The sequence below is a fragment of the Streptomyces sp. NPDC031418 genome (genome assembly GCF_055581605.1).
On the sequence record NZ_JBVIJC010000021.1, the window covers coordinates 54,542 to 67,446 of the forward strand.

13 protein-coding genes are annotated in these 12,905 nt (G+C 72.4%); 8 read left to right on the plus strand and 5 right to left on the minus strand.

Going from position 1 to position 12,905, the window contains the following annotated elements; translation table 11 throughout:
* The first annotated feature begins 10 nt into the window (after positions 1-10).
* Together ACZ5CZ_RS28410 and ACZ5CZ_RS28415 are read left to right on the plus strand one after the other, a co-directional pair.
* Positions 11-1,036, plus strand: coding sequence for a permease (locus ACZ5CZ_RS28410; RefSeq protein WP_385848332.1), 1,026 nt, complete (start codon positions 11-13; stop codon positions 1,034-1,036).
* Positions 1,033-1,836, plus strand: a complete 804-nt coding sequence (locus ACZ5CZ_RS28415) for a TIGR03943 family putative permease subunit (RefSeq protein ID WP_468947116.1) — start codon at positions 1,033-1,035, stop codon at positions 1,834-1,836. The genes ACZ5CZ_RS28410 and ACZ5CZ_RS28415 overlap by 4 nt, the downstream gene beginning before the upstream one ends.
* Positions 1,837-1,861: 25 nt before the next feature.
* Here ACZ5CZ_RS28415 and ACZ5CZ_RS28420 read toward each other — a convergent pair whose 3' ends face one another.
* Complete coding sequence (locus ACZ5CZ_RS28420; protein WP_468947118.1) at positions 1,862-3,892, minus strand: NAD(+) synthase; 2,031 nt, start codon at positions 3,890-3,892, stop codon at positions 1,862-1,864.
* Positions 3,893-4,041: 149 nt separating this feature from the next.
* Between ACZ5CZ_RS28420 and ACZ5CZ_RS28425 the strand changes: the two genes are divergently transcribed.
* Positions 4,042-4,605 carry a hypothetical protein gene (locus ACZ5CZ_RS28425; RefSeq protein ID WP_468947120.1) on the plus strand — a complete coding sequence of 188 codons (564 nt, stop codon included), beginning with the start codon at positions 4,042-4,044 and terminating at the stop codon, positions 4,603-4,605.
* On the opposite strand, the gene ACZ5CZ_RS28430 is transcribed toward ACZ5CZ_RS28425, so the two are convergent.
* On the minus strand, positions 4,572-4,838 hold the full coding sequence (locus ACZ5CZ_RS28430; RefSeq protein ID WP_385848338.1) for a GlsB/YeaQ/YmgE family stress response membrane protein: 267 nt from the start codon (positions 4,836-4,838) through the stop codon (positions 4,572-4,574). The genes ACZ5CZ_RS28425 and ACZ5CZ_RS28430 overlap by 34 nt on opposite strands.
* Before the next feature lie 234 nt (positions 4,839-5,072).
* On the opposite strand from ACZ5CZ_RS28430, the gene ACZ5CZ_RS28435 reads away from it, so the two are divergent.
* The 3 genes from ACZ5CZ_RS28435 (at position 5,073) to ACZ5CZ_RS28445 (ending at position 9,993) form a co-directional block, all read left to right on the plus strand.
* Positions 5,073-5,435: an ArsR/SmtB family transcription factor gene (locus ACZ5CZ_RS28435; RefSeq protein WP_385848339.1), complete on the plus strand. Its 363-nt coding sequence runs from the start codon at positions 5,073-5,075 to the stop codon at positions 5,433-5,435.
* On the plus strand, positions 5,428-8,070 hold the full coding sequence (mgtA, locus tag ACZ5CZ_RS28440) for a magnesium-translocating P-type ATPase (protein ID WP_468947123.1): 2,643 nt from the start codon (positions 5,428-5,430) through the stop codon (positions 8,068-8,070). The genes ACZ5CZ_RS28435 and mgtA overlap by 8 nt, the downstream gene beginning before the upstream one ends.
* Positions 8,071-8,262: 192 nt before the next feature.
* Entirely contained in the window at positions 8,263-9,993 is a 1,731-nt protein-coding gene (locus ACZ5CZ_RS28445; protein WP_468947125.1) for an LCP family protein, read from the plus strand.
* Between the two features lie 13 nt (positions 9,994-10,006).
* On the opposite strand, the gene ACZ5CZ_RS28450 is transcribed toward ACZ5CZ_RS28445, so the two are convergent.
* Both ACZ5CZ_RS28450 and ACZ5CZ_RS28455 read right to left on the minus strand, forming a co-directional pair.
* Complete coding sequence (locus ACZ5CZ_RS28450; protein WP_385846874.1) at positions 10,007-10,270, minus strand: hypothetical protein; 264 nt, start codon at positions 10,268-10,270, stop codon at positions 10,007-10,009.
* A gap of 10 nt (positions 10,271-10,280) precedes the next feature.
* On the minus strand, positions 10,281-11,045 hold the full coding sequence (locus tag ACZ5CZ_RS28455) for a TetR/AcrR family transcriptional regulator (protein WP_468947127.1): 765 nt from the start codon (positions 11,043-11,045) through the stop codon (positions 10,281-10,283).
* Positions 11,046-11,179: 134 nt separating this feature from the next.
* Between ACZ5CZ_RS28455 and ACZ5CZ_RS28460 the strand changes: the two genes are divergently transcribed.
* On the plus strand, positions 11,180-11,536 hold the full coding sequence (locus ACZ5CZ_RS28460) for a darcynin family protein (RefSeq protein WP_385846872.1): 357 nt from the start codon (positions 11,180-11,182) through the stop codon (positions 11,534-11,536).
* 20 nt (positions 11,537-11,556) lie between these two features.
* On the opposite strand, the gene ACZ5CZ_RS28465 is transcribed toward ACZ5CZ_RS28460, so the two are convergent.
* Positions 11,557-12,393, minus strand: a complete 837-nt coding sequence (locus ACZ5CZ_RS28465; RefSeq protein WP_385846871.1) for an undecaprenyl-diphosphate phosphatase — start codon at positions 12,391-12,393, stop codon at positions 11,557-11,559.
* Between the two features lie 124 nt (positions 12,394-12,517).
* Between ACZ5CZ_RS28465 and ACZ5CZ_RS28470 the strand changes: the two genes are divergently transcribed.
* Positions 12,518-12,901 (plus strand): BlaI/MecI/CopY family transcriptional regulator, encoded by a 384-nt coding sequence (locus ACZ5CZ_RS28470; protein WP_385846870.1) that lies wholly within the window; start codon positions 12,518-12,520, stop codon positions 12,899-12,901.
* The last annotated feature ends 4 nt before the right edge of the window (positions 12,902-12,905 follow it).

Here is a 12,905-nt window from a genome sequence, read left to right on the forward strand (position 1 = left end):
GTATCCACCCGTGGCCATCACCGAAGACGCCCCGCCCGGCGCCGAGGCGCGGGCCCCGGGCCGCCCCGCGGACCGTACGGAGGGCGGAGCCAGGCTCAGTTCCCCGCTGGTGCTGACGCTCGTCCTCGTCCTGGCGGTGCTCGCCCAGTCCCCGATCCGCGGCGCGCTCGGCACCCCGCTGATGCAGAGCTGGATGACGGTGTTCGTCGCGGTGACCGTGCAGGCGCTGCCCTTCCTGGTCCTCGGTGTGCTGCTGTCGGCGGCGATCGCGGTGTTCGTCCCGCCGTCCTTCTTCGCCCGCGCCCTGCCGAGCCGCCCCCTGCTGGCGGTGCCCGTGGCCGGGGTCGCGGGCGCGGTCCTGCCGGGCTGCGAGTGCGCTTCGGTGCCGGTGGCGGGCGCCCTGGTGCGCCGCGGAGTGACCCCGGCCGCCGCCCTCGCCTTCCTGCTCTCCGCCCCCGCGATCAACCCGATCGTGCTCACCGCCACCGCCGTCGCCTTCCCCCGCGATCCCGTGATGGTGCTGGCCCGGTTCGCGGCGAGCCTGCTGGTGGCGTGCGTGATGGGCTGGCTGTGGCAGCGGCTGGGCCGTACCGACTGGCTGCGCCCGCCGGCGCACGGTGCGCACGAGGGCGCGACCCGGGGGGAGGCGTTCTGGCAGTCGGTCCGGCACGACACCGTGCACGCGGGCGGCTTCCTGGTGCTCGGCGCGATGGCCGCGGCCACCCTGAAGGCGGCGACCCCGGCGGAGTGGCTGCGCACGGCGGCCGGGAACCCCGTCTTCTCCGTGCTCGCCCTCGCCGTCCTGGCCGTACTGCTCTCCATCTGCTCGGAGGCGGACGCGTTCGTCGCGGCCTCCCTCACCCAGTTCTCGCTGACGGCCCGGCTGGTCTTCCTGGTGGTGGGTCCGATGATCGACCTCAAGCTGTTCGCGATGCAGGCCGGCACCTTCGGCCGCGCCTTCGCGCTCCGGTTCGCGCCGGCCACCTTCGTGCTGGCCGTCGCGGGCGGCCTGCTGACGGGGGCGGTGCTGCTGTGAACCGCCCGTCCCAGGCCGCCGTCCTGTTCCTGCTCGGCGCCGCCCTGCTGCACGCGGGCAGCACCGACCTGTATCTGCGCTACGTCAAGACGGGCCTGCGCCCGCTGCTGCTGGCCTCGGGAGTGGTGCTGATCGCGACGGCCGTGGCGACGGCCTGGTACGAGCGTCGGCGCGCCCGCCACCACCGCGACCAGCCCAGCGCGGACCAGCCCAGCGCGGACCAGCCCAGCCCGGACCAGCCCAGCCCGGACCAGCACGGCCCGGACCAGCACGGCCCGGACCGGCACAGCCACCCCGAACCCCGGCTTTCCTGGCTGCTGTTGCTGCCCCTGCTCGCCCTGATCCTCATCGCCCCGCCCGCGCTCGGCTCCTACAGCGCGCTGCGGGCCGGTACGGCGCTCCAGAAGCCGTACGGGTACGGCCCGTTGCCCGGCGGCGACCCGGTTCCCCTCTCGGTCGTCGACTACGCCTCCCGCGCGGCCTACGACCACGGCCGCTCCCTGCACGGCCGTCCCGTCCGGGTCACCGGCTTCCTCGCCCTGGACCGCTCCGGCGCGCCCTACCTGGTCCGGATGGCCCTCAACTGCTGTGCCGCGGACGCCCAGCCGGTGAAGATCGCCCTGACCGGCGACCTGCCCCCGGTGCTGCGCCCGGACGCGTGGCTGGAGGTGACCGGCACCTACACCCCCCGCCTGGCCCACGACCCGGTCAACAACGGCCCCGTTCCGTATCTGTTGGTCACCGGCACCCGCCCGGTCCCGGTCCCGCACGACCCGTACGACGAGACCTGGAACACCTGACGGGTGCGACCGGGGGCGCCCCGGGCTAGAACTCGAACCGCTCCAGGTCCCGCAGCCACGCCTCGGCGTTGCCGTCCGACGGGGCCCGCCAGTCGCCGCGCGGCGACAGCGAGCCGCCGGCGGACACCTTCGGCCCGTTCGGCATGGCCGACCGCTTGAACTGGGCGAACGCGAAGAAGCGGCGGCAGAAGACCTCCAGCCAGCGCCGGATCTCCGCCAGGTCGTAGGAGCCCCGCTTCTCCTCCGGGAAGCCGGGCGGCCAGGCCCCCGCCGCCGTGTCGTGCCAGGCGTGCCAGGCCAGAAAGGCGATCTTGGACGGCCGGAAGCCGTAGCGCAGCACATGGAACAGGGTGAAGTCGTGCAGCGCGTACGGGCCGATCTTCGACTCGGTCGACTGCAACTCCTCGCCGGGGATCAGCTCGGGGCTGATCTCGGTGTCGAGGATGGCGGCCAGGATCTTCCCGGTCTCCTCGTCGAACTGGCCGCTGCCGATGACCCAGCGGATCAGATGCTGGATCAGCGTCTTCGGCACGCCCGAGTTGACGTTGTAGTGGCTCATCTGGTCGCCGACGCCGTACGTCGACCAGCCGAGCGCCAGCTCGGAGAGGTCGCCGGTGCCCAGCACGATGCCGCCGTGCTGGTTGGCCAGCCGGAAGAGGTAGTCGGTGCGCAGCCCGGCCTGGACGTTCTCGAAGGTGACGTCGTACACCGGCTCACCGGCGGCGAACGGGTGCCCCATCTCCTTCAGCATCAGCCGCGCGGTCGGCGTGATGTCCAGCTCGGCCGCGGTGACCCCGAGGGCCCGCATCAGCTTGTGGGCGTTGCTCTTGGTGTGGTCGCTGGTGGCGAAGCCGGGCAGGGTGTAGGCCAGGATGTCGGTGCGTGGGCGGCCCGCCCGGTCCATCGCCCGGGCGGCGACGATCAGCGCGTGCGTGGAGTCCAGGCCGCCGGAGACACCGATGACCACCTTCGGGCCGCCGATCGCCGCGAGCCGCTGCTGGAGCCCCGCGACCTGGATGTTGTACGCCTCGTAGCAGTCGAGGGCCAGCCGGTCGGGGTCGGCGGGCACGAACGGGTAGCGCTCCAGGCGGCGGCGCAGACCGAGGTCGGTCCGCGGCGGGTCGAGCCGGAAGTCCACCGTGCGGAAGTCGCGGGTGCGCTCGCCGTGGGTGCGCCGGTTGTCGTCGAAGGTGCCCATCCGGTGCCGTTCCTGGCGCAGCAGATCCAGGTCGATGTCGGCCACCGCGTAACTGTCGCCGAGCGGGAAGCGGTCGGACTCGGCCAGCAGCACCCCGTTCTCGTAGATCATGGTCTGGCCGTCCCAGGACAGGTCCGTGGTGGACTCGCCGAGACCGGCGGCGGCGTAGACGTACGCGGCGAGGCAGCGGGAGGACGCGGAGCGGCACAGCAGCTTGCGGTCCTCGGCCCGGCCCACGGTGATCGGGCTGCCGGAGAGGTTGACCAGCACGGTCGCGCCGGCGAGGGCCGCCTCGGCGCTGGGCGGCACCGGCACCCACATGTCCTCGCAGATCTCCGCGTGCAGCACCAGGCCGGGCACGTCGGCGGCGGAGAACAGCAGGTCCACGCCGAACGGCACGCTCTCGCCGCCGATCCGGATGGTGCCGCCGCGCTCGTCGTCGCCGCCGGCGATCTGCCGCCGCTCGTAGAACTCCCGGTAGTTCGGCGGGTACGACTTCGGTACGGCACCGAGGACCCGGCCGCGGTGCACGACGACCGCGCAGTTGTAGATGCGGTTGCGGTGCCGCAGCGGGGCGCCCACGACCAGCACCGGCAGCAGCTCGGCCGAGGCGGCCACGACGGTGGCGAGCGCCTGCTCGACCTCGTCGAGCAGCGCGTCCTGGAGCAGCAGGTCCTCGATGGAGTAGCCGCACAGCACCATCTCGGGGAAGACGGCGACGGCGACCCCCTCCTCGGCACACCGCCGCGCGTGCCGCAGGACCGCCTCGGCGTTGGCGTGCGGTGCGGCGATGACGGTGTGGCCGGTGCACGCGGCGACGCGCGCGAAGCCATGCTGATAGAGCGACCAGAAGTTCAACGGGACTTCCCTCACCACGCCACGGACCCCACAGACGGAACGACACTCCCTACACAAGCAGCCTAGATCCTCTTGCCCCGCGTGTACTGCTTCGATGGTTGCGCAAATATGGAACTATTGGTGGTGAGCTGTCGGGTATCGGGGGACGGATGACGGATGCCGATCCGGTGGAGCCGGAGTTCAGCGTGGTGTTCGAGCGGGTGCTGGACCGGGCCCTGGCGATGGGCCAGGTCGGTGAGGCGATGGTGCGGTGCGGCAGCCGGGTCGGGCGTGCCGAGCTGCGCGACCGGGCGCTGTGCGCGGCGCGCCGCATCGCGGCCTTCGCGGACCTCGAATACCGCGCGTACCGCGGGGCGCTGGCCGCGGCATGCGGCGGGCCCGGCTTCGGTTCCGACTCCGGCTCCGACCCCGGTTCCGGCTCCGACCCCGGTTCCGGTTCCGGCCCCCGCCCCGGACTCCCGGTCGGCGGCCTGCTCCGGCTGCTGGTGACGCGGGGGCGCCCCCGGTCCGCGGATGCGGGCCGGACTGAGGACGACGCCCGGGCCGAGGTGGCCAGGGCGCGCGGCGCGTGGGAACTGGCCCTGCTGGAACGGGGCATGCTGCCCTTCCTCCTCGGCCGGCTGGAGGAGGCGCACATGGCGGCATGCCTGGAGGCGCGCGGACGGGCGCGCACCGGGGATCAGTCGCGGGAGTTGCCGAACAGGATGCGGTAGCCGATGAGGAGCACCAGGGAGCCAGCGATCGCCGCGCCCCAGGTGTAGAGGTCGAAGAAGTCCTTCTGCACCGCCCGGTGGAGGAAGTGCGCGGAGAGCCAGCCGCCGACGAACGCGCCCGCGACGCCGATGAGGGTGGTGCCGATCAGCCCGCCCGGGTCGCGGCCGGGCAGCAGGAGCTTGGCGATGGCCCCGGCGAGCAGGCCGAGGATGATCCAGCCGATGACGCCCACGGTGTTGTCCTCTCTGTACTTCCCCGTATCTACCCCTGTACTTGCCTGTTTGCGCAAGCCTAGGGAGGGGCACTGAGCCATGGCCATCGCATCCGGCCTTTGGTGACGAGCCGTTGAGGTGTTGGCACGGACTCATGACATTGCGCGACCGCGCAAGGACACCGAGCATCCACACACCTACACTGGGCGGGCACATGAGTGTCGGCTGTGGAGTGGGCGGGACGGGAGAGGGCTGTGACGGGGAACGCCGGTGGCTTCGAGGATCCGTCGGCCGAGGTCCTCGCCGAGGCGGCCGCCGCGTTCGGACTGCTCGCCTCCTCCGCCCGGCTGCACCTGATGTGGGCGCTGTCGCAGGGCGAGAGCGACGTCACGCACCTCGCCGCCCGGGTCGGCGGCGCGCTGCCGGCCGTCAGCCAGCATCTGGCCAAGCTGAAGCTCGCCGGGCTCGTACGCTCCCGCCGCGAGGGCAGACGGCAGGTGTACTACGTCGACGACCCGGACGTCGTCACCGTGGTGCGGGTGATGGTCGGGCAGTTGACGGCGCGTTCGCAGCACCCCCTCGCGCCGGTGCGCGAGCTGCGCGGAACCGGTGGCTGACACCACCACCGCCTCGGGGCAGGACGCCGAGACGACCGCACCGGCGTCGCCGCCGACCGTGCTGGAGACGCTGCGCCGGCTGGACAGCGGCCCGCGCGGACTGACCGAGGCGCAGGCCGAGGAGCGGCTGGCCCGGCTGGGCGAGAACACCGGCCCGGCCCGGCGTGCGGTCTCCTGGCCCCGGCTGCTCCTGCGCAGCCTGCGGGATCCGTTCACGGCGGTGCTGGCCTGCCTCGGGCTGGTCTCGGCGGCCGTCCTCGCCTGGGGCACCGCCTCGGTGATCCTGTCGCTGGTCGTGGTGAGCTGCGTCCTGCGGGCCGCCGGGGAGCGCCGCGCCGACCGCTCGACGGCCGCGCTGCGGGAGCTGGTCGCCACCACCGCCACGGTGCTGCGCCGGGCCGAGGAGGGCGCCCGCCCGGTGACCCGCGAGGTGCCGGTGGCCGAGCTGGTGCCGGGCGATGTGATCCGGCTGGGGCCGGGGGATCTGGTACCGGCGGACGTACACCTGCTGCGGGCGGCCGGGCTGACCGTGCATCAGGCGGCACTGACCGGTGAGTCCGCCCCGGTCCCCAAAGGGGTCCCCCCGCTCGAGCGGAGCCGAGAGTGGGGGAGGGCTTCGGACCACGCCCCCCGCACCGCGCCCGCCGAGCGGTCCGGCGTTCTCGACCGGCCCCAGCTCTGCTTCCAGGGCAGCAGCGTGGCCTCCGGCAGCGGTACCGCGGTGGTCGTCGCGACCGGTCCGCACACCCGGTTCGCCACGGCACACGAGCGTGGCGCCGGCCGGCCGGAGAGCAGCGCCTTCGACCGCTCCGTGCACGGCATCTCCTGGATCCTGATCCGGTTCATGCTGCTGACCCCGCCCCTGGTGCTGATGGCCAACGCGGCGCTGCGCGGCCGGGGCCTGGAGACGCTGCCGTTCGCGGTGGCGGTGGCGGTCGGACTGACCCCGGAGATGCTGCCCGTCCTCGTCACCCTCTGTCTGGCCCGCGGCGCCGCGCTGCTGGCCCGCGCCCACGGGGTGATCGTCAAGCGGCTGCCGGCCCTGTACGACATCGGCGCCGTCGACGTGCTGTGCCTGGACAAGACCGGCACCCTCACCCAGGACCGGCCCGTCGTCGACCGCGCCCTCGGCCCCGACGGCCGGGACGACCCCGATGTCCTGCACTGGGCCGCCGTCAACGCCTGGTGGACCCTCCAGCTCGCGGAGCTGCCCGCCCCCGACGCCCTGGACGAGGCGATCCTGGACGCGGCCGACGAGGCCGCGCTCACGGCGTACGACGGGATCGCGGCCGTACCCTTCGCGCCGGACCGGCGGCTGGCCGTCGCGGTCGTCCGCACCCCCGGCCGGCTCGGCACGCACACGCTGGCCGTCAAGGGGGACGTGCAGGCCGTACTGGAGCGCTGTGCCCTCGCCGACGAGGAGCGGGACCGGCTGCGGGCGCTCGCCGCCCGGCAGGCCGAGGGCGGGGTGCGGGTCCTGGCGGTCGCCACCGCCGAGCGCCCGGCGCGCGACCGGGACCACCGGCCGGCCGACGTCCGCGGGCTGGTCTTCCGGGGGCTGGTCACCCTGCGGGACGCGCTCGCGCCCTCCGCCGCCGACGCGCTGGCCGTCCTCGCCGACCGGGGGGTCACCGTCAAGATCCTCACCGGCGACCATCCGGACACCGCGGTCCGCGCCTGCCGCGACCTCGGCGTTCCGGTCGCCGCGGAAGCCGTCCTCACCGCCGACGCCCTCGACCGGCTCCCGGACGGCGAACTCGCCGAGGCGGTCGGCCGTACGACCGTCTTCGCGCGCTGCACCCCGGAACACAAGGCCCGTGTCATCGAGGCGCTGCGCGCCGCCGGGCACACCGTCGGTTTTCTCGGCGACGGGGTCAACGACCTGCCCGCGCTGCGCACCGCCGACGTCGGCATCGCCCCGCGGGACGCCGCCGACGTGGCCCGGGAGGGCGCGGACGTGGTGCTGGCGGAGCGGGACCTCACCGCGCTCGCGCACGCCGTGGCCGTGGGCCGGCACGCGGGCGGCAACATCGCCACCTATCTGCGCATCACCCTCTCCTCCAACCTGGGCAACGTCCTCGCGATGCTCTCCGCGGGTCTGCTGCTGCCCTTCCTGCCGATGCTCCCGGCACAGGTCCTTTTGCAGAACCTGTGCTTCGACGCCGCCCAGCTCACCTTCGCCCACGACCGCCCGCACCCCTCGGTGCTGCGCCGGCCGACCGTGCTGGACCCGCGGGCCCTGCTGCGTTTCATCACCGTCTTCGGGGGCCTCAACGCCGTCGCGGACCTGGCCACCTTCGGCGTCCTGGCGCTCGCGGTGCACGGGCCGGGGACGGGCGACGACGAGGCGGTGTTCCACTCCGGCTGGTTCAGCGAGAACCTGCTCACCCAGGCCCTGGTGATGGTGCTGCTGCGGGCCGGCCGCGGCACCGCCGGCCGGCGCGGACCGGGACCGGTCGCCCGGGCCGCGCTCGTGCTGGCCGCCATCGGTCTGGTGCTGCCGGTCTCACCGCTCGGCCCGGCGCTCGGCCTGCCCGCGCTGCCGGCCGTGTACTACCTGCTGCTCACCGCCGTACTCGCCCTCTACGGCCTGGCGCTGCCCGCGCTGCGGTCCGGGGCGCGAGCAGCGGTGTGACATGCGCGGACTTCGTGACGCTTCTCTGGTGAGCGGTTGCATGAGATGCCTCACCTGTGAATTCCCCCAGGATCACTGCTGCTCGGGCCATGTGTTTGTTAGATTGCGCAACTACGCAACCGAGTCGGGGTGTGGCGCTCCGTCTTCTCGTCCACCGGCCTGACCGGCCCGAGCGTTCATTGGGAGTGGGAGATGAGCGACCCGTGGGACGGCCCGGTCGGGCAGACCACGCGCAGCCGCACCGCCCAGATGCCGGAACAGCGTACGGCCGGGCCGGGTGAGGCGCGCCCCACGGGGGGTCGGGAGGCGGTGAGGCCGGCGGTCGGCGGCCGGGCGGCGGCCCGTGAGGCGGCCCGTTCGCGCGGCGGACGCGCCGCGGCACGGCGCCGGGCGCGTCCGGCAGGGCGCGGCAGGCGTGTCCTGAAGATCGTCGGTATCTGCACGGCCCTGCTGGTGCTGGCCACGGCAGGCGTCGGCTGGTGGTTCTACCAGCATCTGAACGGCAACATCCACAGTGTGGCGCTGGACGGCAAGGGCGGTACGGAGAAGGCGGACGCGTTCGGCCGTACGCCGATCAACATCCTGGTGATGGGGTCGGACGGGCGGACCAGTGCGGCGGACTGCAAGCTGGGCGGCGGCTGTTCGCGGACCGGGGTGCAGAGCGGTCACGGCAACGCGGACGTGGAGATGGTGGTGCACATCGCCGCGGACCGTTCCAACGCGACGGTGATGAGCATTCCGCGGGACACCATGACCCGGGTCCCGGCCTGCAAGGACAGTGAGACGGGGCAGTCCACGCCGGGCTACTACGGGCAGATCAACAGCGCGTTGCAGTACGGTCCGGCGTGTCAGGTGGCGACCGTGCACCAGCTGACCGGGATTCCCATCGATCACTTCGTGAAGCTGGACTTCTCCGGTGTGGTGAAGATGTCGGACGCGGTCGGCGGTGTGTCGGTGTGTGTCAGCGACAACGTCTACGACACCTACTCGCATCTGAAGCTGTCCAAGGGTGAGCACACCCTTCAGGGGCAGGCGGCGCTGGAGTTCGTGCGCTCGCGGCACGGCTTCGGCGACGGCAGCGATCTGGGCCGCACGGTCTCGCAGCACATCTTCCTCAGCTCGATGATCCGCAAGTTCAAGAGCGCGGGCACGCTGACCGACCCGGGCGCGGTCTACGACCTGGCGGACGCGGCGACCAAGGCGCTGACCGTGGACGACGGCCTGGGCACGGTGAAGAAGCTGATCTCGCTGGCCGACGACGTGAACAAGGTCCCGACCAAGCGGATGACCTTCACCACCATGCAGACCGCCCCCGACCCCGGCAACGACTCCCGCGTCGTGGTCGGCCCGGGCGCGAAAACTCTGTTCGCCACGATCGCCGACGACCAGTCGCTGACCACCGGCTCCGGAGCGAAGTCGGCAGCCGCCTCGGCGACCACCAAGCCCACCGCCACCGTGCCCGCCGCGCAGATCGCGGTCACCGTGGAGAACGGCACCACGGTCACCGGCCGCGCCTCGCAGATCGCCGCCGCGCTCACCGGCAAGGGCTTCAGCCCGCAGACCACCACCGCCAACGCGCCCAGTGCGGCGGCGGTCACCGCGCTGACCTACGGCAGCGGGCAGAAGGCGCAGGCGCAGACGGTGGCCAAGGCGCTGCATCTGTCCGGCTCGCATCTGCACCAGGGCAGCGGCAGCGGGCTGACGCTGGTCATCGGCGCCGACTGGCCCGACGGCACCGTCTTCCCCGCCGCGACCGCCGCGGACACCAAGGCCGCGGTGTCCAACGCCCATGCCTCCACCGCCGACCAGGCCAAGACGTGCGCCAAGGTCAGCCCGTACCGGACGGTGGAGCTGAACGGGGTGCCGATGACCCCGGCCCAGGCCTACGCGGCCGCGACCAAGATCCCCGACTCCGACTCCTGAGCGCCGGCCCTGCTCAGGGGCTGGCGACGTCGAAGCCGTACCGGAGGGGTTCCTCGGTGACGCCGTAGTCCAGGCGGTAGACGTACACGCTCTCCGCGCGCACCCCCGGCGGCACGCCCGGCGGTGCCGCCTCGGCGGGGCACGGATACGTCACCTGGATCACCCGCGGCCGATGGGCCACCTTCATCCGCATGCCGTCGGCCGGCCCGCCGGCGAGCACGGCGGTCTCCCAGGCGCCCTCGGCGGCGCGGTCGGTGGTCACGTCGGTGGTCTCCACACCGGACAGTTTAGGTGTTGCGCAAGTCGCCGGCCGGGTCTCCGCCGAGCAGCCGCAGCACATCCCGGAGGGTGTGCTCGAACACCGGCTCCGAGTCCGTCAGCGCGAAGTCCAGGTGCCCGAACACCTCGATGGACACCATGCCGTACAGACGCGACCAGCAGAGCACGACGACGTACAGCGCCTCCAGGGGCGGCTGTTCGGAGTCGATGTGCTCCCGCACCTCCGCCAGCTGGCGCAGCCACTGTGCGTCCAGGGTGCCGGGCTCGGGCAGCGGCAACGTGCCCGCCCGCCAGAAGTCCAGCATCAGTTCGAGGAAGACCCCGCCGAAGCGCCAGGCGGCGGCATGACTGGGGTCCTCGGGTCCGTTGCCGGAGTCGGGCAGCGGCTTGCTGAACACAAGCGCGAACTCCGCCTCGTGACTCAGCGCCCAGGAGCGCAGCGCCCGGGCCGTGGCGCTGAAGCGGCCCTGGAGGGACTGGTCGGGGGCCTGGTCGCGGGCGTGCTCCAGGGCGGCGGCGAGTTCGTCGTAGACCGCGGCGGTCAGTGCCTGGACCAGTTCGCGGTGGTCGGCGTAGTAGCGGTACAGGCCCGGAGCGGTCATGCCCATCTCGCGCGCGATGGCGCGCAGCGAGACCGCGGCCGGCCCCTCGGCCACCAGCAGCCGGCGCGCATGGCCCAGGATCTCGGCCTTCGTCTCGGCGCGCTGCCGCTCCCGGGCCTCCTCCCGCTGCCGGGCCCTGCGGGTGGTCGCCGAGGCGATCTCGCTGCTCACGGCTGCGTCTCCTGGTTCGTCTGCGGCTCCGCCGACCGGCCCGCCCTTGACAATGTTAACGCCGATCAGCTCTAGTAAACGCCGTTAGCTAATGCTGTTTACTGAGTGGCGTACACGTAGGGGGAGTCACTGTCATGCGGACCACGATCGTTCTGACCTACACCGTCACACCGGCCTGGCTGGCCCTGTCCCGCGAGGAGCGGAACGCGCTGACGGCCGCCCATGTCCAGCCGCTCTTCGCCCGGTACGCCGACCGCGTCTCGGCCCGCTTCTTCGACGCGGAGGCCTTCACCGCGGCCTTCTCCGACTTCGCGCTGCTGGAGACGGAGGACCTGCGGGCGTACTACTTCCTGATCGAGGAGCTGCGCGACTCCCCGCTGATCGCGCAGGGCTACCTGGTCATGAACGACGTCTTCATGGGCGTGGAGGACGGCTTCCGGTCGTACGAGGAGCAGGCCGGCCTCGGCACGGGCGCGACGGCCCGCGCCTGACCGGCCCTCCCGCCTGCTCGTCAGGCGCTGAGCGTGCCGGTGGCCAGCAGGCCGATCAGGACGGCGCCGATGACGATCCGGTAGATCACGAAGGCGTTGAAGGAGTGCTTGGCGACGAACTTCAGCAGCCAGGCGATGGAGGCGTAGGCGACGACGAAGGACACCACGGTGCCGACGGCCAGCGGGACGGCACCCACGCCCGCGCCGAGGGCGTCCTTCAGCTCGTAGATGCCGGCGCCGGTCAGGGCCGGGATGCCGAGGAAGAACGACAGCCGGGTGGCGGCGACCCGGTCCAGGTCCAGGATGAGCGCGGTGGACATGGTGGCGCCGGAGCGGGAGAAGCCGGGGAAGAGCAGCGCGAGGATCTGCGAGCAGCCGACCCACATCGCGTCCTTGAAGGACGTGTCGTCCTCACCGCGCTTGTGCCGGCCCATCTGGTCCGCGCACCACATCACCACGGAGCCGGCGATCAGCGAACCGGCGACCACCCACAGCGAGGCGAGCGGGCCGTCGATCAGCGGCTTCGCCGCCAGGCCCACGACCACGATCGGGATGGTGGCCGCGATGACCCACCAGGCGAACTTGTAGTCGTGGTGGTAGCGCTCCTCCTTGTTGGTCAGCCCGCGGAACCACGCGGTGACGATCCGCCTGATGTCCTTGAAGAAGTACAGGAGTACGGCGGCGATGGCGCCGACCTGGATGACGGCGGAGAACCCGACGACGGACTTGTCGTCCACCGGGATGTCCATGAGCCCTTCGGCGATCTTGAGATGGCCGGTGGAGGACACGGGGAGGAACTCGGTCACCCCCTCGACGATGCCGAGGACGACGGCCTGACTCACACTGATCGCGCTCATGGGATCCACTTCGGGAGAGAGGGCCGGTGCCCGGCCTCGCATGGCACACTCGGAACAGCAGCTTTTACGCGACTGTAAAACTTTTACGCGACTGTAAAAGGCGAAGGGAGGCGAACGCAAACCCATGGCCATCGATGACCGGTCGGCCGGCCGTCGCCCCAACGGGCAGCTGGAGGCGGAGATCCTCACTGTGCTCCAGCGGTCCGGGAGCGCGCTGAGCGCCGGACAGGTCATGGACCGGCTGGACGACGACCTGACGTACAGCACCGTGATCACCGTACTGAACCGGCTGTACGACAAGCAGGTCCTCAGCCGCACCCGCCACGGCCGTGCCTATGTCTACGCCCCCGTCGCCGACGAGGCCGGCCTCGCCGCCCGCCGAATGCAGGGCGTCCTGGACGAGCGCGGCCGCGACCGGGAGGCGGTGCTGTCCCGGTTCGTGGACGGCCTGTCCAGCTCGGACGAGGAACTGCTGCGCCAGCTGCTCGACCAGGGACCCGGACGGTAGGCCA

Bases quoted from the DNA above. Each gene is read 5' to 3' on its own strand.
- ACZ5CZ_RS28425 (WP_468947120.1), top strand. From the start codon at position 4,042: ATGACGGATGCCGATCCGGTGGAGCCGGAGTTCAGCGTGGTGTTCGAG.
- ACZ5CZ_RS28445 (WP_468947125.1), top strand. From the start codon at position 8,263: ATGAGCGACCCGTGGGACGGCCCGGTCGGGCAGACCACGCGCAGCCGC.
- ACZ5CZ_RS28460 (WP_385846872.1), top strand. From the start codon at position 11,180: ATGCGGACCACGATCGTTCTGACCTACACCGTCACACCGGCCTGGCTG.
- ACZ5CZ_RS28465 (WP_385846871.1), bottom strand. From the start codon at position 12,393: ATGAGCGCGATCAGTGTGAGTCAGGCCGTCGTCCTCGGCATCGTCGAG.
- ACZ5CZ_RS28470 (WP_385846870.1), top strand. From the start codon at position 12,518: ATGGCCATCGATGACCGGTCGGCCGGCCGTCGCCCCAACGGGCAGCTG.